This window comes from Halobacteria archaeon AArc-dxtr1 (assembly GCA_025517425.1).
GTDB lineage: Archaea > Halobacteriota > Halobacteria > Halobacteriales > Natrialbaceae > Halostagnicola.
The window spans coordinates 1,138,209-1,159,328 of record JAOPJY010000001.1; the positions used below are offsets into that span (position 1 = coordinate 1,138,209).

General features: G+C 63.8%; 20 protein-coding genes and 2 tRNA genes. 10 read left to right on the top strand and 12 right to left on the bottom strand.

All coding sequences use genetic code 11. The annotated features are described in order from the left end of the window. Positions 1-68 precede the first annotated feature (68 nt). Complete coding sequence (locus OB905_05865) at positions 69-1,817, top strand: glutamate--tRNA ligase (GenBank protein MCU4925514.1); 1,749 nt, start codon at positions 69-71, stop codon at positions 1,815-1,817. A 347-nt stretch (positions 1,818-2,164) separates the two neighbouring features. Here the strand turns inward: OB905_05865 and OB905_05870 are convergent, their stop codons facing one another. After that, positions 2,165-2,680 carry a hypothetical protein gene (locus OB905_05870; protein ID MCU4925515.1) on the bottom strand — a complete coding sequence of 172 codons (516 nt, stop codon included), beginning with the start codon at positions 2,678-2,680 and terminating at the stop codon, positions 2,165-2,167. Positions 2,681-2,824: 144 nt separating this feature from the next. Between OB905_05870 and OB905_05875 the strand changes: the two genes are divergently transcribed. Together OB905_05875 and OB905_05880 are read left to right on the top strand one after the other, a co-directional pair. After that, the gene (locus tag OB905_05875; GenBank protein ID MCU4925516.1) at positions 2,825-3,175 is read left to right on the top strand and encodes a DUF192 domain-containing protein; all 351 of its coding nucleotides are present in this window, start codon (positions 2,825-2,827) and stop codon (positions 3,173-3,175) included. 174 nt (positions 3,176-3,349) lie between these two features. After that, entirely contained in the window at positions 3,350-4,882 is a 1,533-nt protein-coding gene (locus tag OB905_05880) for a 2-isopropylmalate synthase (GenBank protein ID MCU4925517.1), read from the top strand. Between the two features lie 25 nt (positions 4,883-4,907). On the opposite strand, the gene OB905_05885 is transcribed toward OB905_05880, so the two are convergent. Beyond that, positions 4,908-5,105 (bottom strand): hypothetical protein, encoded by a 198-nt coding sequence (locus OB905_05885; GenBank protein ID MCU4925518.1) that lies wholly within the window; start codon positions 5,103-5,105, stop codon positions 4,908-4,910. A 167-nt stretch (positions 5,106-5,272) separates the two neighbouring features. Between OB905_05885 and OB905_05890 the strand changes: the two genes are divergently transcribed. Both OB905_05890 and OB905_05895 read left to right on the top strand, forming a co-directional pair. Next, positions 5,273-5,467 (top strand): hypothetical protein, encoded by a 195-nt coding sequence (locus OB905_05890; GenBank protein MCU4925519.1) that lies wholly within the window; start codon positions 5,273-5,275, stop codon positions 5,465-5,467. Positions 5,468-5,570: 103 nt separating this feature from the next. After that, on the top strand, positions 5,571-5,894 hold the full coding sequence (locus OB905_05895; GenBank protein ID MCU4925520.1) for a hypothetical protein: 324 nt from the start codon (positions 5,571-5,573) through the stop codon (positions 5,892-5,894). A 220-nt stretch (positions 5,895-6,114) separates the two neighbouring features. Here the strand turns inward: OB905_05895 and OB905_05900 are convergent. From OB905_05900 to OB905_05930, 7 genes are all read right to left on the bottom strand, one after another. Beyond that, positions 6,115-6,199 (bottom strand) — tRNA-Ser (locus tag OB905_05900). Positions 6,200-6,336: 137 nt separating this feature from the next. Then, on the bottom strand, positions 6,337-9,030 hold the full coding sequence (gene ppc / locus OB905_05905; GenBank protein MCU4925521.1) for a phosphoenolpyruvate carboxylase: 2,694 nt from the start codon (positions 9,028-9,030) through the stop codon (positions 6,337-6,339). A 95-nt stretch (positions 9,031-9,125) separates the two neighbouring features. Beyond that, complete coding sequence (locus OB905_05910; protein MCU4925522.1) at positions 9,126-9,500, bottom strand: Rid family detoxifying hydrolase; 375 nt, start codon at positions 9,498-9,500, stop codon at positions 9,126-9,128. 81 nt (positions 9,501-9,581) lie between these two features. Continuing rightward, positions 9,582-10,697: an SDR family oxidoreductase gene (locus OB905_05915; protein MCU4925523.1), complete on the bottom strand. Its 1,116-nt coding sequence runs from the start codon at positions 10,695-10,697 to the stop codon at positions 9,582-9,584. 128 nt (positions 10,698-10,825) lie between these two features. Further along, positions 10,826-12,079, bottom strand: a complete 1,254-nt coding sequence (locus OB905_05920) for a Gfo/Idh/MocA family oxidoreductase (GenBank protein ID MCU4925524.1) — start codon at positions 12,077-12,079, stop codon at positions 10,826-10,828. A gap of 445 nt (positions 12,080-12,524) precedes the next feature. Further along, a tRNA-Leu gene (locus OB905_05925) sits at positions 12,525-12,606 on the bottom strand. A 62-nt stretch (positions 12,607-12,668) separates the two neighbouring features. After that, a complete protein-coding gene (locus tag OB905_05930; GenBank protein ID MCU4925525.1) occupies positions 12,669-12,845 on the bottom strand; it encodes a hypothetical protein in 177 nt (58 codons plus the stop codon). A 173-nt stretch (positions 12,846-13,018) separates the two neighbouring features. Between OB905_05930 and OB905_05935 the strand changes: the two genes are divergently transcribed. Continuing rightward, the gene (locus OB905_05935) at positions 13,019-13,327 is read left to right on the top strand and encodes a transcription initiation factor IIB family protein (GenBank protein ID MCU4925526.1); all 309 of its coding nucleotides are present in this window, start codon (positions 13,019-13,021) and stop codon (positions 13,325-13,327) included. Between the two features lie 21 nt (positions 13,328-13,348). Here OB905_05935 and OB905_05940 read toward each other — a convergent pair whose 3' ends face one another. Next, positions 13,349-13,681 carry a DsrE family protein gene (locus OB905_05940; GenBank protein MCU4925527.1) on the bottom strand — a complete coding sequence of 111 codons (333 nt, stop codon included), beginning with the start codon at positions 13,679-13,681 and terminating at the stop codon, positions 13,349-13,351. Between the two features lie 116 nt (positions 13,682-13,797). Then, positions 13,798-14,280 carry a phosphopantetheine adenylyltransferase gene (locus OB905_05945; protein ID MCU4925528.1) on the bottom strand — a complete coding sequence of 161 codons (483 nt, stop codon included), beginning with the start codon at positions 14,278-14,280 and terminating at the stop codon, positions 13,798-13,800. A gap of 132 nt (positions 14,281-14,412) precedes the next feature. Here OB905_05945 and OB905_05950 point away from each other — a divergent pair, with 132 nt between their 5' ends. The 3 genes from OB905_05950 to OB905_05960 all read left to right on the top strand — a co-directional run bounded on the left by OB905_05950 (position 14,413) and on the right by OB905_05960 (position 18,681). Beyond that, positions 14,413-16,665 (top strand): NADP-dependent malic enzyme, encoded by a 2,253-nt coding sequence (locus OB905_05950; protein MCU4925529.1) that lies wholly within the window; start codon positions 14,413-14,415, stop codon positions 16,663-16,665. Positions 16,666-16,802: 137 nt separating this feature from the next. Next, on the top strand, positions 16,803-18,206 hold the full coding sequence (locus OB905_05955) for a PQQ-binding-like beta-propeller repeat protein (protein ID MCU4925530.1): 1,404 nt from the start codon (positions 16,803-16,805) through the stop codon (positions 18,204-18,206). Between the two features lie 100 nt (positions 18,207-18,306). Next, positions 18,307-18,681, top strand: a complete 375-nt coding sequence (locus OB905_05960; protein ID MCU4925531.1) for a 30S ribosomal protein S8e — start codon at positions 18,307-18,309, stop codon at positions 18,679-18,681. A gap of 108 nt (positions 18,682-18,789) precedes the next feature. Here the strand turns inward: OB905_05960 and OB905_05965 are convergent, their stop codons facing one another. Further along, complete coding sequence (locus tag OB905_05965; protein ID MCU4925532.1) at positions 18,790-19,785, bottom strand: AbrB/MazE/SpoVT family DNA-binding domain-containing protein; 996 nt, start codon at positions 19,783-19,785, stop codon at positions 18,790-18,792. A 236-nt stretch (positions 19,786-20,021) separates the two neighbouring features. On the opposite strand from OB905_05965, the gene OB905_05970 reads away from it, so the two are divergent. Then, positions 20,022-21,062 (top strand): PstS family phosphate ABC transporter substrate-binding protein, encoded by a 1,041-nt coding sequence (locus OB905_05970; GenBank protein ID MCU4925533.1) that lies wholly within the window; start codon positions 20,022-20,024, stop codon positions 21,060-21,062. Positions 21,063-21,120 lie beyond the last annotated feature (58 nt).

The following is a 21,120-nucleotide window of genomic DNA, read 5'->3' on the forward strand; positions in this document are numbered from 1 at the left end:
CGTCCAAACTCCGAGGCGGCACCACAACATCGCGGACGTTTTGGTCCGGGCGAGAGTACGGCAGACCAATGGACGAGGATCTTCGCGAACGCGTCGAGCGCGAGGCAGAGAAGCACGCGCTGTTGAACGCGGTCAAACACGAGAGCGACGCCGACGTCGGTGCGATCATGGGGCCACTGATGGGCGACAACCCCGACTTCCGGCCCCACGGCGGCGAGATTCCGGGCGTCGTCGGCGGCGTCGTCGGGCGGGTAAACGACCTCGCGTACGCCGACAAGCGCGAGCGACTCGAAGAGCTGGCACCCGAGGAGCTCGCCGACATCGAAGCCGAGGACGAGGAAGACGAGTACGATCTCCCCTCGCTTCCCGGCGTTTCGGAGCCGGATGACGAGGCAGCCGACGCGGACGAGGACGTGCGGATGCGCGTCGCACCCAACCCGAACGGGCCGTGGCACGTCGGCCATGCCCGCATGCCCGCAGTCATCGGCAGCTACAGAGAGCGATACGACGGCTGGTTCTGCGTCCGTTTCGACGACACAGATCCCGAGACGAAACGTCCGGATCTCGACGCCTACGACGCCATCCTCGAGGATCTCGGCTATCTCGGCTTCGAGCCCGACGACGTCTACCGGGCGAGCGATCGCCTCGAAACCTACTACGACCACGCCCGCGAGTTGATCGAACTGGGCGGCGCCTACACCTGCTCCTGTTCGGGCGAGGAGTTCTCGGAGCTGAAGAATTCGGGCGAGGCCTGTCCCCACCGCGACAAGGACGTAGAGACCGTCCGCTCTGAGTTCGAGGCCATGATCGACGGCGAGTACGAGAGCGGAGAGATGGTCCTGCGCGTAAAAACCGACATCACGCACAAGAACCCCGCCCTCCGGGACTGGGTGGCCTTCCGGATGATCGACACTCCCCACCCTCGCGAGGCGGCCGCCGACTACCGCTGCTGGCCCATGCTCGACTTCCAGTCAGGCGTCGACGATCACCTGCTGGGAATCAGCCACATCATCCGCGGTATCGACCTCCAGGACTCTGCAAAGCGCCAGCGGTTCGTCTACGACTATTTCGACTGGGAGTACCCCGAAGTAGTCCACTGGGGCCACGTGCAGGTAGACGCCTACGACGTCAAAATGAGTACCTCAACCATCGCCGAGCTGATCGACGCCGGCGAGTTAGACGGCTGGGACGATCCACGCGCACCCACCCTGCAGAGCCTGCGCCAACGGGGAATCCGCGGCGACGCGATCGTCGAGGCGATGACCGGCCTCGGCACCTCCACGACCGACGTCGACCTCGCGATGAGTACGATCTACGCGAACAACCGCGATCTAATCGACGAGGAGACTGACCGCCGATTCCTGGTCCGTGATGGCGTCGAGGTCCCCCTCGGCGGCTCGCCACCGGACGAAGCGAACCCGCCGCTACACCCCAACCACGAGGACCGCGGTGTCCGCGAGATTCCCGTCTCGGACGCGGTCCTGATCGAGGAGGGAGACCTCCCCGACCCCGAGGACCGCATCTGGCTCAAGGGACTGGGCTGTTTCCAGTACACCCGCAATGCGTTGCAGTACACCGGCGACGACATCGACGTCGTTCGCGAGGGTGACGTCGACGTGATCCACTGGGTGCCAGCCCGCGAGAGCGTGTCCGTTCGCCTTCGGACGATGGAGGGAGACGTCTTCGGCCACGCAGAGCCCGGCGTCGCCGACCTCACAGACGCTGTCGTCCAGTTCGAGCGCGTCGGCTTCGCCCGAATCGAAGGGGCAGACGAAAAGTCGGATGCGGAGTTGGTTGCGTACTACGCCCACCCCTGAAACGGAACGCGGGTGATTCGAAGGTGTAGCGGCTAGTAGGCGTGTGAACCAGTCATCGAAGCAACTATTCAGGAGTAGAGGAGGTTTGACAATATGGATGCCGGTAATTCGACCGCAAGAAAGGGGCTCGGTTTTATTTTCGTCTTCGCACTTCTTGTAGTTCTGTTACTAACCACTAGAGGCATTATCGGAGGTATCTATGGGAACCTTTCTAATGCAAACAGGGTGGTTGGGATATTATTCCTCATAATTGTAAGTTCAATCCCTTTTTGGATTGTTTACCGGTACTTTGATTCTCGGGATAAAGAGTGAACTACCTGAACTGACCACTACCAACCGTGTCGCAGTCACTCCTGATCGCGGCGCTCCGCAGCCGACTCGAAGCCGAACTCCGCCTGTTCGCGGCCGCGGCGTTGTTCTCGTGCTGCGATCGCTTCGGGGTCTGGCGCAGCGTCGTCGTCTAAGCGCGCCCAGGAGTTGTGGACCTTGGCGTGACACCACCGGCAGACGAAGACGGTGATCTCGTGGCTGTCTTCACCGTCGTAGGAGAGGTGGTGCTCTTCAAGCAGCGGACGCTCCGCGGAGAGTCCCGCCCGGCGCTCTGCCAGCCCGCAGCGGACGCACTCGTGATCGTGATTGCGCGATCGAAAGTGCGAGCAGTCGGCCCAGCCGTCGTCTGTCTCGGAATCTGCGATCGGACACGCGTAGTCGTCGGCAGCGCGCTCGCGAGCGAACTCGGGGTCGTGTTGGCCGTGTTCGACGGCGTAGCGACAGCGGCCGTCGTCGGTCAGGTGATCACAGCGCTCGACGAACGCGTAGGGGTCGTCGACGCCGACCGAGGTGCCGTTTGGCGTCCGCTCCATGTCGATCGCGCTTCGGTCGCCACGATAGTTAACTCTCGCGTCGGCGCTGTGGACACGATGTCACAGCCTCGAACTGTGGTACAATGGGGGTGCCAGTCCGCGCTCAGCGGGAGATTTTTGGGAGCCCCCTGCGAATCCCGGCCCGTGAAGGTGGTCCACGAATCGGACGACGGCGAGCAGATCATCGCGAGCAAAGCCGAGACGGCAGACGGGATCCTCACCCAGGGGCTGGGGCTGATGTTTCGGCGCTCGCTTCCGGCGGAGTACGCACTCGCCTTCCGGTTCGATCGGGCCAAGACCCGGAGCATCCACATGCTGTTCGTCTTCGTTCCACTCGACGTCATCTGGGTTCGCGAGGGGGTCGTCGAACGAGTCGAGCGACTGGCACCGTGGCGCGGGTTCGCGCGGGCGGAGGCGGATCTGATCCTCGAACTGCCTGCGGGCGCGGCTGCAGGCGTGAGCGCCGGCGACCGTATTCGGCTCGAGGAAGCGTGACCGCCGACGGCCGGTCGCATTCCCAACCGGCGGGTTTAAGGTTACGGTCTCCATTAGAGGCAGGTACGATGGCACGAGATACACTCTCAACGCCGTACGCCGAGGATAGAGGAAGTCGGGGCGACCCGGCTGGGCGTGAAATTCCGCGACGACACTGATCGCAGTTCATCACTCTTGCCTGTAACGCATTCACCCGCCGAGACGATCGACCCCGACCGTACCGTCCGCCTGCTCGATACGACCCTTCGTGACGGCGAACAAGCCCCCGGCATCTCGCTGTCTCCGGACGAGAAAGTCGAGATCGCCCGCGCCTTAGACCGCACCGGCGCTTCGGTCATCGAGGCCGGCAGCGCCTGTACGGGCGCAGGCGAGCGACAGGCGATCTCGCGGGTGACCGATTTAGAGCTCGACGCGCGCGTAACGAGCTTCTGTCGCGGTCTCAAGACGGACATCGATCTCGCACTCGAGTGTGACGTCGACGGCATCCACCTCGTCGTTCCCGCGAGCGACCGCCACGTCGAGGACAAGGTCGGCACCTCCCGCGAGGAGAACGTCGAGCGGACGGCTGAACTCGTCTCCTACGCCAAAGACCAGGGGCTGTGGGTCGAGGTCATCGGCGAGGACGGCTCGCGGGCCGATCTGGACTATCTGGAGACCCTTATGCAAGCCGCCCTCGAGGCTGGCGCCGACCGAACCTGCTTTGCCGACACGGTCGGCCACACCGGCCCGGAGCGCACCGCCGAAGCCGTCTCCCGACTGGCCGAACTGGGTCCCGTAAGCGCTCACACCCACGACGACCTCGGGCTGGGCGTCGCAAACGCGCTCGCGGCGATCTCCGCGGGCGCAGACCTGGTCCACTGCACCGTCAACGGGTTGGGCGAACGCGCGGGCAACGTCGCCCTAGAGGAGGTCGCGATCGCGTTAGAGCACGTCTACAATGTCGAAACCGTGGAGTTGACGGAGCTGTACGACCTCTCACAGCTCGTCTCACGAGCGACGGGCGTCGCGCTCCCACCGAACAAGGCGGTCGTCGGCGAGAACGCCTTCACCCACGAGAGCGGTATCCACACCGACGGAACGTTAAAAGACGACAAGATGTACGAGCCGTACCCACCCGAAACGGTGGGACGCGAGCGCCGACTCGCGCTTGGCAAACACACCGGTCGCGCGGGCGTCCGAGCTGCCTTAGAAGAGCACGATGTCGCAGCCGACGAAGACGAGGTTGCTGAGATCGCCCAGCGAGTGACTCAACTTGGCGACCGGGGTCGGCGCGTCACGGACGCCGACCTGCTTGCTGTCGCCGAGGACGTCACCGGCGACGAGCACGATCGCGTCGTGGAGCTGGTCGACCTCGCAGCGACGAGCGGTGGACCGGTCCCGACCGCCAGCGTCCGGCTGGACGTAGCCGGCGAGGAGCGCGTCGCAAGCGGCACGGGATCGGGGCCCGTCGACGCCGCAGTGTCGGCGGTCAGAACCGCGCTGGGCTCCGCAGCCGACGCCGAGTTAGAGGCTTATCAGGTCGACGCCGTCACCGGCGGCACCGACGCGATCGTCACCGTCGAGGTGACGATGAGCCGCGACGACCGCACTGTGACGGTCGCCAGAAGCGAAGCCGACATCACACGCGCCAGCGTCGAAGCAATGGTCGACGCACTGGACCGACTGCTGGAGTCGGACGCACAGGCACTCGCACCGGCAGACGACTGAGTTGGCTTGCGAATCGCCGCCCGGATCACTCGAAGTACTTTTTCGAGATGACGCCCCGCGGGTCGAGTATGTAGACCGCCGCCAGGAACAGCGCCAGCACGACGACGAACAGCCGCGCTACGTCGCCGACCGAGTCCGGTACACCGGGCTCTAACGTGATCGCCATCAAGCCGGCGACGACGATCCAGATCGCGCCAATCACCAGTCGTTGTCGGTCGTCCATACCGAGGCTTCGGGTCGAGTGAGGAGAATCGTTCGGATTTCAGATGAGAGGATATTGCAGAGATACTGCGAGCCGAGCGGTTCGAACAAACGAAATGGATCTACCGACTCACAGGGTGGGGCACTCTCACGGCGAACAGTTATGAACTAGCCAGCGGTTGTCGGCGTATGCGAATCGTAGTTAACCAGTCGACAAAAACTGTACACAAACCGTCATGTGGCGACAGCATTCATCCAGCGATCTGCGGCGCGTTGTGGCACGTTCCGGAAGACCAGATCAGCGTTACGACGGATGGCGAACTCGCGTCGACCCACGAGTTCGATCAGTGCGGGCGGTGTTTCGAGGGCGCTGGCGGGTACTGAGTACCGGCGTGTTCGAGCCGGAGTGAGTGGTGGTGGTTTTGCCTGCGTTTGCACACAGAGTCATCTTCTACTGAAAGGGTGAACAGCCCGTAGCGGAGAACACATGGTACTCATTGTTGGCAGCGAGGACAGTGCAGAAGCACCAGGCGAATCGGTCGTCATCGAACACGAGTACGATGCGGAAACGCCGGCGAGCATCGCGGTCGTACAGGCGATCTGTGCACTCGAAGATGTCGATCCAGTCGAGATGACACGGGAGCTCGGTATCACCCTCTACGAGCAGATCGATCCGGAGGCACTCGACGCGATGCTCGCAGATGGCACCGGAACCGGAGAGGTCGTCATCTCGTTTGCGCTCGTCAACAGCGAAACGTACCGGGTGCAGGTTGCAGACACGGGAACAGTCGTCGTCTATCGAGAATCCTGATCGCACGCAGTATTACGGTGGTGTTCAACGAGCGGTCTCGATATCCAGAAGGAGACGCTACGCTCGCCGTGTTGTTCGCGTAAAACGCCGAGAGGGAGATTTGAACAACGTCCAGACGTGCTCGCTTCGCTGCGCGCGACTGGTCTCGTTCAAACTCCCCTGTATCGTTTTCAGCAGCACGAACGACTCGCTACGCTCGCCGTCTTGTGCTGCTGAAAAGCGCCGAGAGGGAGATTTGAACTCCCGAGTCCGTGGGGACAGCAGATTTCGAATCTGCCGCCTTGGCCGGGCTAGGCTATCTCGGCTCAACGTAGAGTACCGCAGTGACGTTTTTACCCGTTTCGATTCCGGCCGGCTCTGACCCGACGACGGCGTCCACCCTGGCGAGTGAGTCTCGGGGAAACCGACTCGTCGGAAGCGAAGGATATCGACAGAGAACTCGTTATCCGGTGTTCTTCATCCCGGCGGCGATTCCCTTGACGGTCAGGCGCAGGGTTCGTTCCTCGACGTCGGTTCGGTGGGTTCGGTCGAGGAGGTAGGTCTGAAGCTCGTTCAGTGGATCGACATACGGATTCCGTCGCTCGAGATTCTCGCCGAGCCAGTCGCGGGTGTGGAGCTCGTCGCGCTGGCCGATCTCGGTGATCAGATCGGTGGCGCGGTCGTACTCGTCGGTCAGACGGGGGAAGAACGTCTCCCGGAGATCCTCGTCGGCGAGGTCAGCGTAATCGGCGGCGATCTCGAGGTCGGTTCGAGAGAGCGAGAGGGCGGCGTTGTCGAGGGTCGTCTGGAAGAACGCCCAGTCGTCGTACATCTGCTGGAGCGTCTCCATGGAGCCGCCGTCATCGAGGTAGGCGTCGATACCGGAGGCGATCGTGTACCAGCCCGGGAGGATGCACCGCGACTGGGTCCAGGAGAAGACCCACGGAATCGCACGCAGATCTTCGACGGTCCGCTCGCCGGAACGTGAGGCAGGACGCGAACCGAGGTCTAAGTTCTCGATGACGGAGATTGGCGTCGCTTGCTCGAAGTACTCGACGAAGCCCTCGGACTCGAGGAGGTCTCGATACTCCGTCCGGGCGGCGTTTGCCATCGTCTCCATGGCCTCCATCCACTCCTCGGGGATGTCCTCTTCGGGCTGGCGAATCGAGTACAGCCGCGATCGGAGTTGGGCGTTTAGCATCTGCTCGATGTTTCGCTCGGCGATGCGTGGATTGCCGTACTTTTCGGCGATCGCCTCGCCCTGCTCGGTGAACTTGACCTGGCCGGTGATCGTGTTGTTCGGCAAGGCGAGCAGCGCCTCGTTCATCGGGCCGCCGCCCCGCGAGATCGAGCCGCCGCGGCCGTGGAACAGCCGCATCGTCACGTCGTAGTCATCACAGATCTCGCCGAGTCGGCGCTGGTTCTTGTACAGCGACCAGTTCGCCGCCAGGAAGCCGTTTTCTTTGTTCGAGTCGGAGTAGCCGAGCATGATCTCCTGGGTCTGGCCGCGGGCCTCGAGAGCCTGGCTGTAGGCCTCGTTTTCGAAGAGCGTCCCCATGATCCGACGGGCGCCCGAGAGGGCGTACTCGGTCTCGAGCAGGGGCACGATGTCGATCCCGCAGTGTTCGGGCAGGGAGACGACGCCGGCCTGATCGGCGAGGAAGAGGACTTCCATGACGTGACTCGGCTCGTCGTTCATCGAGATGCAGTAGGTGTCGATCGCCTCGACGCCGTACTCGGTCTGCCAGTCTCCAAGGTTGGCGAACAGCCCGAACACTTTCTGAGCGTCCTCGGAGACGTCGTCCTGGACCGCCTCCAGATCGATGATCGGCTCGTCTTGGAGGATCGCGTCGGTGAGCAGTTCGACGCGCTCGTCCTCCGAAAGCGATCGGTAGTCGATGTCCTCCTGTTCGAGCGCCTCCGCGATCGCGCCGGTGTGTTTGGCCTGGTGTTGGCGCAGGTCGAGACTCGCCAGCGAGAAGCCAAAGGTCGACACCTGCCGGCGCAGAGGATCGACGTGGGCGTCGACGACCGACCCCGCGCTGTTCTCGCGAAGACTCTCGGCGAGTACGTCCAAGTCGGCGCGCAGCTCATCGGCGTCCTCGTAGCCGCCCGGTCGGACGTCACCGACGCGCTCTAAGCGCTCGCGCATCAGCTTTAGCTTCTGGCGGTAGGGCTCACCCGGATAGCGTTCCTCGGCGGTCTTCGCGCTCCCGGGGAGTCGATCCTGGTCGCGCTCTAAGCTCTCCTGGAATGCGCCGTTGGCGTCGATTCGGCTCCCGTCCTGGCTCAGGACACCAGAGAGGCGTTTTAACTGCTCTCGGTAGCGGTCGAGGATGACTCGGCGCTGGCGTTCTAACGTGTTCGCCGTTACCTCGGGGGTGACGAAGGGGTTCCCGTCGCGGTCGCTGCCAGCCCACGAGCGGAACTCGAAGAGTTTGGGGATGTCGACGCTCTCACCGACTTCGTCCTCGACGGCGACGGTGAGCTCGTCGTAGACCTCGCCGACGACGTCGAACAGCGTGTTCTCTAAGTACCACTGGACGTTTCGGGCCTCGTCTTCGACCTCGGGCTGGCGCTTGCGGACCTGGGGGGTCTGCCAGAGGCTCGTAACCTCGGCGTCGACGTCGCGCCAGACCTGTTCGCGCTCCTTGTCGGTCAGCAAGCGCTCGTCCAGTGTTTCGAGGTGGTTCGCGACCGACCGGAGCTTGGCCTTGACCGTTTTACGCCGCGCCTCGGTCGGGTGGGCGGTGAACGTCGGCTCGATGAGGACGTCGTCTAAAATTTGGCGTACCGTCTCCATGTCCTCCTCGGCGAGTTCCTCGGCGGCTGTCTCTAAGCTATCCTCGAGAGTTCCCTCCTGGGACCCCTCGCGAATCGAGCGGACACGCTCGCGCTCCTCGGCTAAGTTGATCAACTCGAAATAGGTGGTGAACGCGCGGGCGACGATCCGCTGTTGGTTCGGCGAGAGGTTCGCGAGCGTGTTCGCCAACTGCTCACGAGAGTCGAGTTCGCCGTCACGGTAGGCGATCGACGACTGGCGAGCAGATTCAACCGTCTCGAACGACCGTCGCGAGGTCTGTTCTTTGAGGACGTCTCCGAGCAGCGCCCCCAGTTCGCGTACATCCTGCCGGACGTCCCTGTTGTGTAAACTCATACCGGATCGGTACGCGCGCCACGTCAAAAATCCATTGCACTGGGACGGTCTCCGACGATAAATCATGCTGCCGGCAAACTGGGCCGCGAAACCGATCAGGCTGCAGCGATCACTTCGATCTCGACGCCGATATCGATCGGGAGATCCGCGACTTCGACGGCGCTTCGGGCCGGGAACGGATCGCTCATGTACTCCGCGTAGACCTCGTTAACGGCGTCGTACGTGTCCATATCGGTGACGAAGACGGTCGCTTTGAGCACGTCGTCCAAAGATGCACCCGCGGCCTGCAGGACGATCTCGATGTTCTCGAGTGTTCTGGCGGTCTGTTCTCTGATGTCGTCGCCGACGATCTCATCGGTCTCGGGGTCAACGGGACCCTGGCCCGAAACGTAGATCGTGTCTCCGTGGCGGACCGCCTGCGAGAACGGACCGATACTACCTGGTGCGTCGTCGGTCGCGATTTCTTCCATCGACATGTGCATCTTCGGGGTTTCGTGGGGTCCGTATTGTAAGTAGGTGATAGAACGAGCGGCAGCGTCACGCCAGCCAGGTCAGTCGGTAAACACTGGCAGCGGGCGCAGTTTGCGCAAGTCGTCAGCGTCGCGTCGGGCGCGTCCGGATCGTGATTTGCGGCCCCCACCGCCACGGCCGCCGTCACCACCACGGAGCAGCCGATACCCCGCGTACAGCGCGAGCGCTCCGAGCCCGAGACCCGCAGTCCGTCTGGAGGGAAGGCGTCGCTGGACGAGCGTTGTGTAGAGACTCGTCTCGGCGACGTGGCCCTCGTACTCGCCGCGCTCCTCGAGATCTCCGGATGGTTCGTCGAGGGCGTCGGTTCCACGCTCGGCGTCAGGGCGTTCCGTCCGCTGCTGTCGGCTAAAGACCGTCCGCATGAGTGTATCCATCAGTCCCGAGGCATGCTGTCCGAGCACCGCGAGCTGTTTGCCGCCGGCGCCGACGGTCACCTCCCGCTGTGGGCGCTCTGCAGCGTCGAGGATCGCGCGGGCGACCGTCTCCGGCGCGTAGATCGGCGGTGGCAGCGTCGCCTCCTCATTCATGTAGTTACGCGCGTGCTGGGGATACGGCGTGTCGATCGAGCCCGGCTTGACGAGCGTCACCGAGATCGGCGCACCCTCGTCTTCGAGTTCCATCCGCAGCGTGTCGGTGAACGCCTTGACGGCGTGTTTCGACGCCGAGTAGCTGCCCTGCAACATGAGAGCGCGCTCGGAGACGACGCTCCCGATGTTGATGATCGCGCCGCCGCGCCCGCGCAGATGCGCTACGGCCTCGAGCGAGCCGTAGACGACGCCCCAGACGTTGGTCTCGAACTGCTCGCGCATGTCCTCGACTGGCACGTCCGTCAGTTTGCCGTAGATGGAGACCGCGGCGCCGTTCACCCAGGTGTCGAAGCCGCCGTAGGCGTCCTCGGCGACGGCCGCGATCTCTCTGACGGCGTCGCGGTCGCCGACGTCGGCGACAACGTACTCCACGTCGCCGCCCTCGGCCTCGGTCTCCTCGGCCAGCTCCCGCAGGGCGTCCTCGCTTCGCGCGGCGAGGACGAGTCGCGCGCCGCGTTCGGCGGCCATCCGCGCAGTCGAGAGGCCGATGCCGGAGGAGGCGCCGGTGATGACGATCACTTGCTCGTCGATGGGGCGTAGGTCAGGCACTGTGGAACAACTCCGTGCGGGTCGGAGGGCCAGGATGACCTTGCCGGCGCGGCCTGTATTCGCTGGGACGGGGTCGCAGTCGCAGGAAGCAAAACGGTTCGAAGAAGGTCGAAACGGACGGTCTGGGGCTAGTCGTCGCCGGCCATTCCGGATGGGGACGGATCGAACTCGCCGCGGGCCGGCTCCGGGACGTACTCCTCCAGATCGACGTCGTCGAAGGCAACGCGCTCGCCGCGCTCGGCCGAGAGGTACGACGCCATGCAGAGTTCGACGATCTCGAGCCCGTCGTAGAGGTCCTCGCTCGCGTTCTCGCCGTTTCGGAACGCCGAGACGACGTGGCGGTTCTGATCCAGATAGCCGTAGGTCGTCACCTCGTCCGGGATGACGGCCATCTCGCCCTGGCCGGCCTGTTGTTTCTCGACGACGTAGCCGGTGTCGTCTTCGACCTCGCTCGAGAAGAAGACGTTGACGCCCGAGTCGAGCGTGTTGATATTTCCGGAGTACTCCGGGCCGAGCAGTTCGATGGTGATACGCAGCCCCTTTCCGACGAAACACCAGGAGTTCGTCGACTCGGCGACGACGACCTCGCCGTCGTCGGTTTCGTAGAAGACGGTGGCGTGGGCGTAGTCCTCCGTGGGCTCGGCCTGGAAGTCGACGTCGAAATCCTCGGCGAGCCGGTCGGCGTACTCGTCGCGGGTCCACTTCAGCGTCGAGAGGTCACAGCTCACGGCGAGGGGGGTGAGATCGTCGCCGGTTTCGGCCTCGAGTAAGTGCTTGTTGACCTTGTGGCAGTGACACATCATGTCGCTCAAGACGCCGCCGCCCTGCTTGTCGCCCTGCCAGAACCACGCCGAGTGCGGCCCGGCGTGCTCCTCGGCCGAGCGCGCGAGGTAGGGCCGGCCCGTGGCCTCGGCGCTGTCCCAGAGGAGGTCCTTGATCTTCGCGATGCCGGGCATGAACACCTGATTCTCGAGATAGGCGTGGTTGACGTCGATCGACTCGATCAGGTCGACGACCTCCTGCGCTTCCGCGAGGTTGCGCGCGAGGGGCTTCTCGATAGCGATGCCGTCCAGATCGGCGCCGTCCTCGACGGCCTCGACGACCGCCTCGATCGTCTCGAGGCGGGTGAAGTTCGGGCTGGTTATCCAGAGCGCGTCGACGTCCGGATCGCGCGTCAACTCGCCGACCGACTCGTGGACCGTCGGATCCCCACACTCGTACCCGCGGAGCTTCTCCGCGAGGGCTTCGGCCTTGCTCCGAGTCGGGTTCATTACGCCCGCTGCGTGAGCGTGTCGGATCCCGCGCAGCGTCTCCGAGTGGAACGTGTCGGTGATGAAGCCGGCGCCGACGAAACCGATGCCCAGTGAATCATTCGCTGGCATGTGCTCGGAGATCTGTCCGCATCGATAATATAAATACTGCAACTGGCAGCCCGGCGCGAGCGGTGGATTGGATTCGAGAAGGTCGGTTGGCGGGTTCGCGGGACAGAATTCGAATCAGGGAGGTCGCAGCACGCTGCTCCCAGAGTTGGTACAAGACCCACTGCAATACACACCAGTCAACTGTCGGCAAACGAGCGGTTCGGAGAACCCGAGTGAAGCCGTTCACCGAGCGCTACGCGCTCGGGCCAAGCGACGACCGTAGGGAGGAGTGCAGTGCTTTTGGTCCAGCTTTTGCCGAGGGCTGACGCAGTCAGCCCGCAGAGCAAAAGGTGGATGCGCGGGACAGGATTCGAACCACAGTCGTTCCGTTCGCTTCGCTCACTTCACTCCTTGATTCGAATCCTTTTGCGATAGCTGTCGCTCGCGGAATTGCTCGCGACAGCAATGCGCGGGACAGGATTCGAACCTGCGGACCCCTACGGGACAGCGTCCTAAGCGCTGCGCCGTTACCACTTGGCTACCCGCGCTCAACACAGCGTACCGTCGATTCGAGTAAGAAGCTGTCGATCCGACCGAGTCTCTCTGCGCCTCAGTCGTGGGCCAGGGGCTCTTCGGGCGACCAGTCGGGTGGGACGATGAAGGTAACGTGCTCCGAGTCACGCAGCTGGTGGAGCTCTGCGGCCTGCTCGGCCATCGACCGGTCCCGGTACGGTAGCTCGAGACCGCATCCGGTACAGACGAGCTTGCAGGTTACCCTGGATGACATAGGAACGTGACCGCGGACTGGAGACGGACACACGTGAACTACGGAGGGGCGAGTCGAGCTTTAGTAATCGTGACTTACAGAGGCTGACGGGGGACTGTCGGGAAGTGCTGACAGCGCGAGGTCGGATCGTGAACGTACGGACGTTTATCCCGCATTGGACACTACAACTGGGTATGCACAGCGCGAGAGACCGGGTCGAGCACGAGGCCTGGCTCGACGAGCTCGAAGTGATCGCCGACAGACTCGGTCTGTCTACCGACGCGCGATCGTGTGCGGCCGAGCTATTCCTCTCTGACGTTCCCGAGGCCGACCGATCGAAACGAGCGGTCCTCGCGGCCAGTGTCTACGCCGGGTCGCTGGTTGCTGGAGAGGGCTGCACACAGGGACGTGTGGCCGAGGCGTCCGACGTCTCGCGGCTGTCGATCCAGCAGCGCTGGAAGGACCTGCTCGAGAGTGCCGGACTGGAGCCGCCGGGCTGGTAGACCCGAGACAACTGCGCCGTGCTACGGTCGAACGTACCCGTAGCCATCGGCTTGGAGTCGGGTGACCTCGACGGCGCCTTCCGGGACCGTCTCGACTCCCTCGACGAGATCGGAATCCGCGAGTCCGCGGCCGTCGAGGGTGTTCTCGCAAGCCTTCACCGCGACATCATCGTCGAGTAGCGCACGAACCGTGTCCTCGTTCTCGCCGCCTGCTTTGATCGCGCCGATTCCGTCGGCCTGGACGACGAGTACGATGTCGTCGATTTCCTCGTCCGCCAAGAGGTTCTCGGCAATCGCGAAGGCGGTTCGCTGTTCGGTCTCGTCGCCGGAGGGGACGTGAATAACGCTCTGCATACACCGTTCTGGGACGAGCGGTGTGGAGTACCTACTGCTTGCGAGAGCGGCGGCGATCGAACAGGCTCGGAGGAGGGGTGTATCGGCCACTCTGCAGCAGAGCCGTCGTGTGTCGGTCACTCGCCGTCCGACTGCGTCCCGTCGAGCACTGCTCCGTGTTCGTCGATCTCGCCGTTGACGATTCGAGTACTCGAGATGATGTCGCCGTCGTCGGCGACGACGTGCGGAACGACGACGATATCGAGGGCGTCGTGGCCGCGTTCACGCCTGATCTCGTTAATTCGGTGGCCGCCGTCGACGGTTTCCGGCGAGACGACCAGATAGTCGAACTGAGATTCGGTCGCGATACCGGTCGGTTCGTGGAGCGGTCGGATTTCGAACGCCCGGTCGTACTCCTCGGCGAAGGATGCGAGTTCGGTCTCGAGACGACGCTCCCGGCGCTCGTAGGACGACACCGGGCGATCCTCGTGGCGCGTTTTCGGGGCGAGCTCGTCGCTCGTCAGGCCGACGGTCACGTCGCCGAGTTCGAACGCTCGATCGAAGAGGCGGCGGTGACCGTCGTGGACGGGGTCGAATGTCCCACCGAGCGCGACGTCCATACCCCGGCACACTGGCGCGGTCCGTATAAACCAGTCGGAACGAAACGTTCGAAACGCCGATACCGATGGCTTCGACGACCGTCGAACGCCCCGTTCGCATCGCTTTTGGTGGTGGGCGGGAGTACGTGTCACATGGGACTTGACGAGGACGCCCTCGAGTATCACCGGACGGATCCGCCCGGGAAAATCGAGATTTCGACGACGAAACCGACGAACACCCAACGAGACCTCTCGCTTGCGTACTCGCCGGGTGTGGCCGCTCCGTGTCTGGCGATCGACGACGACGAAACCGACGCGTACAGCTACACGGCAAAGGGGAACCTGGTCGGAGTCGTCTCGAACGGATCGGCCGTCCTCGGCCTCGGTGACATCGGCGCACAGGCGTCGAAGCCGGTAATGGAAGGGAAAGGGGTCCTGTTCAAACGCTTCGCCGACATCGACGTCTTCGACATCGAACTCGACGAGGCCGACCCCGACGAGCTGATCCGGGCGATCACGATGATGGAGCCCACCTTCGGCGGAATCAACTTAGAGGACATCAAAGCCCCCGAGTGTTTCGTCATCGAAGAGCGCCTGCGCGAGGAGATGGACATCCCGGTCTTTCACGACGACCAGCACGGCACCGCGATCATCTCCGGGGCCGCGCTGTTGAACGCCGTCGACGTCGCTGACAAGCAGATCGAGGAGCTGAAAATCGTCTTCTCCGGTGCGGGGGCGAGCGCGCTGGCTACCGCCGAGTTCTACGTCTCGCTAGGGGCGCGCCGGGAGAATATCTTCATGTGCGACTCGACAGGGATCATCACGGAACAGCGCGTCGAGAACGACGAGATCAACGAGTACAAGCGCGCGTTCGCCCAGGACGTTTCCGAAGGCGACCTGTCGGACGCACTCGAGGGCGCCGACGTCTTCGTCGGGCTCTCGGTCGGCGGCCTCGTCGACGAGGAGATGGTCCGCTCGATGGGAGCCGATCCCATCATCTTCGCGATGGCCAACCCCGATCCGGAGATCGGCTACGAGCAGGCGAAAGCGGCCCGCGAGGACACCGTCATCATGGCTACCGGCCGCTCTGACTACCCAAACCAGGTCAACAACGTGCTCGGCTTCCCCTTCATCTTCCGTGGCGCGTTGGACGTCCGGGCGACGGGAATCACCGAGTCGATGAAGGTCGCTGCCGCGGAGGCGCTCGCGGAACTGGCCCGCGAAGACGTACCTGACGCCGTCGTCAAGGCCTACGGCGACGAACCGCTGCAGTACGGTCCGGAATACATCATCCCGAAGCCGGTCGATCCGCGGGTGTTGTTCCGGGTTGCTCCAGCCGTCGCGCAGGCCGCGATGGACGCCGGAGCCGCGCGAACCGAGATCGACCTCGACGCCTACGAAGAACAGCTCGAGGCGCGCCTCGGAAAGTCTCGCGAGATGATGCGGGTCGTCCTGAACAAAGCAAAGAGCGACCCGAAGACGGTCGCACTCGCAGAGGGCGAGAACGAGAAGATGATCCGTGCGGCCTACCAGCTCGAAGAGGAAGGGATCGCCGACCCGGTTCTGATCGGCGACGAGAGCGACATCCGGAAGACGGCGGCCAATCTCGGGCTCGACTTCGCGCCCGAGGTTGCCGATCCGACGGCCGACGGCGAGGGGTACGCCGAGCGGCTGTACGAGCTACGCCAGCGCAAGGGCATCACGCGAACGGAGGCGAGCGAGTTGATCGAGCGCGACACCAACTACTTCGGCAGCGTGATGGTCGAACGCGGCGACGCCGACGCGTTCCTGACGGGACTCTCTCACCACTACCCCTCGGCGCTCCGGCCGCCCCTGCAAGTGGTCGGAACGGCCGAGGACGTCGACTACGCCGCCGGCGTCTACCTGCTGACGTTCAAAAACCGGGTCGTCTTCGTCGCCGACGCGACGGTCAACCAGGACCCCGACGAGGAGGTCCTCGCGGAGATCACGAAACAGACCGCCAAACTCGCCCGGCGATTCAACGTCGAGCCCCGCGCCGCCTTACTCTCGTACTCGAACTTCGGCAGCGTCGACAACGCAGACACCCGGAAGCCGCGGACGGCGGCCCGGCGTCTGCAAGACGACCCCGAGGCCGACTTCCCGGTCGACGGCGAGATGCAGGCCGACACCGCTGTCGTCGAGGACATCCTCACAGGTACGTACGACTTCGCCGAACTCGAGGAACCCGCGAACGTGCTCGTCTTCCCGAACTTAGAGTCGGGCAACATCGGCTACAAGCTGCTCCAGCGGCTGGGCGGCGCCGACGCGATCGGCCCAATGCTGGTCGGGATGGACGAGCCGGTTCACGTCCTCCAGCGTGGCGACGAGGTCAAAGACATCGTCAATCTGGCGGGCGTGGCGGTCGTCGACGCCCAGCAGGAGTAAGATCCGCGAGCGTAGCGAGCGGCTTTTTAGTGGAGATTTTTGCGCACCATCTGTGAACCCCAAATCGCGCCCCGAAGCTTGCGAAACCGGGACACTTTTGGACGGAGCGTGCTTCGCCTTGCAGCAAGATCCCCCACATGCGACCCTCTGAACGGCCCGTTTCGGCCACAGACGCGATCGCTGACCGACTTTCACGACGACGGCTACTCCAGGCGACAGGGGTTGGCGCTGCCGCTTCCCTGGCGGGCTGTACGCTCGACGCAGACGGCGACTTGGGCCGGCCCGACTGTCCCGCCGACCTCCCCGCACTCCCCGAAGACGGTAGTCACCCCGACGAGGACGTAACGATGTGGCGCCGCGGCCTCCAGCGGTGGGGGTACTACCCCGACGAGACCGTGCCGGAGTCGGTGAGCGTGAACTGGTCGTTTCCGATCAACTACGTCGGCCACACCGCGGCGAAGGCGAGTCCGGTGCCGACGCCGGACGGCGAGACGATCGTCTTCGCGGGCGACACTGGCCTCGTCGAGGGGTACACCCCCGATGGGCGCCGTCGGTGGTCGACCCAGACGGGCGCGACGAGCCTCGGCTTTCATGGGTCGGCGACGATCGTCGACGGGATCGTCTACATCGGCGGCTACGACGGCGATCTCTACGCAATCGAGGCCGACACCGGCGACATGGTCTGGCGCACGCGCAGTCACGAACTCGACGGGACGCTCGCGATCGGCTCGAGCCCGGCGTACTACGACGGGACGCTGTACGTGGTTGCCGAGTACGGCAGCCCCTCCTCGGGGGCACTGTGGGCGATCGACCCCGAGACCGGCTCGCCGGTCTGGAAGGACGACGACATCTGGGGCCAGCCCCACCCATCGGCGACGTTCGACTTCGAGACCGAACGGATCGTGACGGGGTCGAACGACGGCGTCGTCTACTGCTGGGAGTACCCCTGTTTAGAGCGGGCGTGGACGTTCCAGGCTGGGCCGGAGGGTGGCCCCGAGGGCGAGGAGAAAGCCGGCGGCGAGTTCAACTTGGGCGCGGAGATCAAGGGGACGGCGCCGGCCTACGACGGACGCGTCTACGTCGGCTCCTGGGACGGCTTCTTCTACTGTCTCGATCTGGAAGACGGTGAGGAGCTGTGGTCGTTCGAGACAGGCCGGGTCATCATGTCGAACCCGGCGATCGATCCGGAGACGGGAGTCGTCTACATGGGAAGCGACGACAGCACCGTCTACGCACTCGACGCCGAAACCGGCGAGGAACTGTGGTCCGAGACCGTCAACGGCCGGGTGATCGGCTCGCTTACAGTGACCGAGAACGCGGTGCTGGTAGGCTCGTACGACGCGCATCTCTACGCACTCGACAAGGAGACCGGAGAGCGGTTCTGGCGCGTGGAAAACCGTGGACGAGTGACGAGCGCGGCCGTCCCCGTCGACGGCCAGATCTACTACGCCGAGCGTGGGGTCATCGAGGGCCACTACGACGACGAGGTCGACGAAGAACTCCTCGCACCCGGGCACGCCTACTGTCTGGTCGAGGAGTGACCGACCGGCGCCAGTCGAAGCGTTCGTTCGCCGACGACAGGCGAGCCAGCCCCGACGCCGAAAGAGTGCATTCAAGTAGCTACCGGGTTTCCGTGGGAGTATGAACGATCACGGACGCTCCACCCGAAAACGCACGGGCGGTCGACTGAAGGATACTCGAAACCGACGCAAACACCAGCTCGGACGCCACCCTGCAGAGACGCAGGTCGGCGAGCCCCGATTCCGCACCGTCGACGTGCGTGGGAACGGCGAAAAGACCCGCGCGCTGGCGACGAACGTGGCCACCGTCAACACGGGCGGCGAGGCGGTCACCACCGAGATCGCCGACGTCGTCGAAAACGACGCCAACCCCAACTACGTCCGCCGAAACATCGTCACCAAGGGTGCCGTCATCGAGACCGGCGAGGGAACGGCTCGCGTGACCTCCCGACCCGGCCAGTCCGGCCAGGTCAACGCCGTCCTGCTCGACGACTGAGCGATTTTCGCTGCGGATAGTGGCGCCGAACGTGTTCTAGCGTCGCTTCTATGATCCTCGGGATAGGAAGTCGACAATTCCACCCAAGAGCTCCCCTTGGAAGAAGACTCAGGGACGTGGCGCCGCCTTCTGGAGCGCCGTTTCGGCGATGTTGCCGCCGTAGTCTGCGCTTCGGGACAGGGAGTCGACGATGAGGCCGAGCGATTGGGCCTGCAACGGATCGAGCTCGCGGAGCATGTCGTCGATCGTCCGGGTGTGTTGGTCGATCTCGAGGACCGACTCGCGAGCGCTGTGTCCCAACCGGTTTGCCTCCTCGCTCTCTTCGGCAAAGAGCGCGTCCATCGAGCGCTCTAAGACGCCAGCAGCGTCTTCCTGGAGGGCAACGAGGGCGTCGGCGACGTCCGCGGGAATCTCCTCGAGTTTGAGCGCCAGCTTGCTGATCTTGACCGCGTGGTCGGCGACGCGCTCGAGTTGGCGCGCGCTCGAGTGATAGTCGAAACAGTCCTCGCGAGGGACACCGAGTTCCTCGGCCGCGCGTGGCGAGCGCAACGTCGCCCGAAAGATGCGCGAGACGACCAGCCAGAGGCGGTCGACGTCGTCGTCGCGCTGGACGACGTCGTGGGCGATGTCGTCGTCGTTCTCGACGAGGGCGACGACCGCGTCTTGGAGCATCGACGCGGCGATCAGCCGCATCCGGGAGACGGCGTTGACGATCGACAGCTCGGAGGAGTCGAGTAAGTCCTGGATGACGACGCTGTCTGTCGTCTCCTCGAGGACCTCGACGCCGACCAGCCCCTGCGTCGCGGCCCGGATCGTGCTTCGCTGATCGGTCGTGACGCGAGCGGCCTCGAGACGGATGATATCGAACCCGCTTACGTACATCGTCATGACGGCGCGCATGAGGCGTTCACCCTCGAGATCGGTCACGTCGAGGGTCCCCTCCTGGCGGTTGGTCTCCGAGCGCGGGGTCAACAGGAGGGCGTCGTCCTCCGGGTAGAATTCGACGGTGCTTCCGGCAGAAACGTCGTTGTCAGTCGCCCACTCTTTTGGCAGCGAGACGGTGTATGTAGAGCCACCAGTCACCTGGACCTTTCGCGTCTCCATACCGGCGGGTTTGAGCCCACCACCATATATTGATCGAAATCTATGTACTCGAGGACCATACGGGGCGTTGGAGGGGGTTAGCGCAGTATATACAGCTATATACTACGATATAGACCCAGTATAAATTTCGTGCTAAGCAGTTCTCTAGTGCACAAATATATATCTCCATTTCCTATGTAGAGATATATAGAGAACATAGTAGCGTATTTAGACGGGTCGGCTCCTTGTCCCAGGTGATGGGAACACAGCCGAGAGCCGGAGGCGGCCGGGGGCGCTCGCGTCGGCGCGTCTTACTCGGCGTCGCAGGCGCGGCGACGGCCGGCCTGGCCGGCTGTATCACTCGAGGAGAGGACAGCGGCCTGCAGGGAGAGATCGTTATCGACGGCTCGAACACGCTGTTGCCAAACAGCGCACTGGTGGCTGAGCTATTCTCGTGGGAGAACAACCAGGTCGAGATTCCGGTCCGCGGGTCCGGAACCGGCGCCGGCTTCCAGCAGTTCTGTCGCGGCGAGACAGACCTCCAGAACGCGAGTCGTGATATCGCCGACGACGAACTGGAGCTCTGTGAGGAAACCGGCGTCGAGTGGTTCAGACTCGAGGTGGTCCGTGACGGGATCGCGATGATGAAACACCCCGACAACGACTGGTGTGACTGCCTTACCACCGAGCAACTGGGCGCACTCTGGGAGCGAAACTCGTCTGTCGAGACGTGGCGAGATCTCGCCGAGATCGGCGATGAGACGCCCGAGAACGCCGAGGAGTGGCCCGACGAGGTGATTTCGCTGTACGGCCGGGACTCCGCCTCGGGAACGTTCGACTACTTCACCGAGGAGATCACCGGCTCCGTCGGCAACATCCGCGGCGACTACAGCGGAACTCCGGACACGAACGCGATCATCCGTGGCGTCCGCGGCAATCGACACGCAATCGGGTTCGGCGGCGCCGGCTACTACTACGAGAACGAGGACGATCTTGATCTGATCGCCGTCGACAACGGCGACGGATGCATCTATCCCAGGGCAGAGACGATTGAGGACGGCAGCTACAGTCCCCTTTCTCGGCCGATGTACCTCTACGTTCGCGAGGATGCCCTCGAACGCGAGGCAGTCCGGGAGTTTCTGCGATTCTACCTCGACAACACACAGGAGACCGCCCGAGACGTCGGTTTCTACGCCATCGAGGACGAGACGATCGCAGAACAACACGCGAAACTCGACGAGTTGATCGGAGTGGACGAACCGCAAGCGGAAGACGAACCGACCGAGGAGGACGAATGAACACGAACGTCGCATCTATCGAACAGTCCGCGAACCCGACGGACACTCACAGCCACCG

Bases quoted from the DNA above. Each gene is read 5' to 3' on its own strand.
- OB905_05865 (MCU4925514.1), top strand. From the start codon at position 69: ATGGACGAGGATCTTCGCGAACGCGTCGAGCGCGAGGCAGAGAAGCAC.
- OB905_05870 (MCU4925515.1), bottom strand. From the start codon at position 2,680: ATGGAGCGGACGCCAAACGGCACCTCGGTCGGCGTCGACGACCCCTAC.
- OB905_05885 (MCU4925518.1), bottom strand. From the start codon at position 5,105: ATGGACGACCGACAACGACTGGTGATTGGCGCGATCTGGATCGTCGTC.
- OB905_05890 (MCU4925519.1), top strand. From the start codon at position 5,273: ATGCGAATCGTAGTTAACCAGTCGACAAAAACTGTACACAAACCGTCA.
- OB905_05895 (MCU4925520.1), top strand. From the start codon at position 5,571: ATGGTACTCATTGTTGGCAGCGAGGACAGTGCAGAAGCACCAGGCGAA.
- ppc (MCU4925521.1), bottom strand. From the start codon at position 9,030: ATGAGTTTACACAACAGGGACGTCCGGCAGGATGTACGCGAACTGGGG.
- OB905_05910 (MCU4925522.1), bottom strand. From the start codon at position 9,500: ATGGAAGAAATCGCGACCGACGACGCACCAGGTAGTATCGGTCCGTTC.
- OB905_05920 (MCU4925524.1), bottom strand. From the start codon at position 12,079: ATGCCAGCGAATGATTCACTGGGCATCGGTTTCGTCGGCGCCGGCTTC.
- OB905_05930 (MCU4925525.1), bottom strand. From the start codon at position 12,845: ATGTCATCCAGGGTAACCTGCAAGCTCGTCTGTACCGGATGCGGTCTC.
- OB905_05935 (MCU4925526.1), top strand. From the start codon at position 13,019: ATGCACAGCGCGAGAGACCGGGTCGAGCACGAGGCCTGGCTCGACGAG.
- OB905_05940 (MCU4925527.1), bottom strand. From the start codon at position 13,681: ATGCAGAGCGTTATTCACGTCCCCTCCGGCGACGAGACCGAACAGCGA.
- OB905_05945 (MCU4925528.1), bottom strand. From the start codon at position 14,280: ATGGACGTCGCGCTCGGTGGGACATTCGACCCCGTCCACGACGGTCAC.
- OB905_05950 (MCU4925529.1), top strand. From the start codon at position 14,413: ATGGGACTTGACGAGGACGCCCTCGAGTATCACCGGACGGATCCGCCC.
- OB905_05955 (MCU4925530.1), top strand. From the start codon at position 16,803: ATGCGACCCTCTGAACGGCCCGTTTCGGCCACAGACGCGATCGCTGAC.
- OB905_05960 (MCU4925531.1), top strand. From the start codon at position 18,307: ATGAACGATCACGGACGCTCCACCCGAAAACGCACGGGCGGTCGACTG.
- OB905_05965 (MCU4925532.1), bottom strand. From the start codon at position 19,785: ATGGAGACGCGAAAGGTCCAGGTGACTGGTGGCTCTACATACACCGTC.
- OB905_05970 (MCU4925533.1), top strand. From the start codon at position 20,022: ATGGGAACACAGCCGAGAGCCGGAGGCGGCCGGGGGCGCTCGCGTCGG.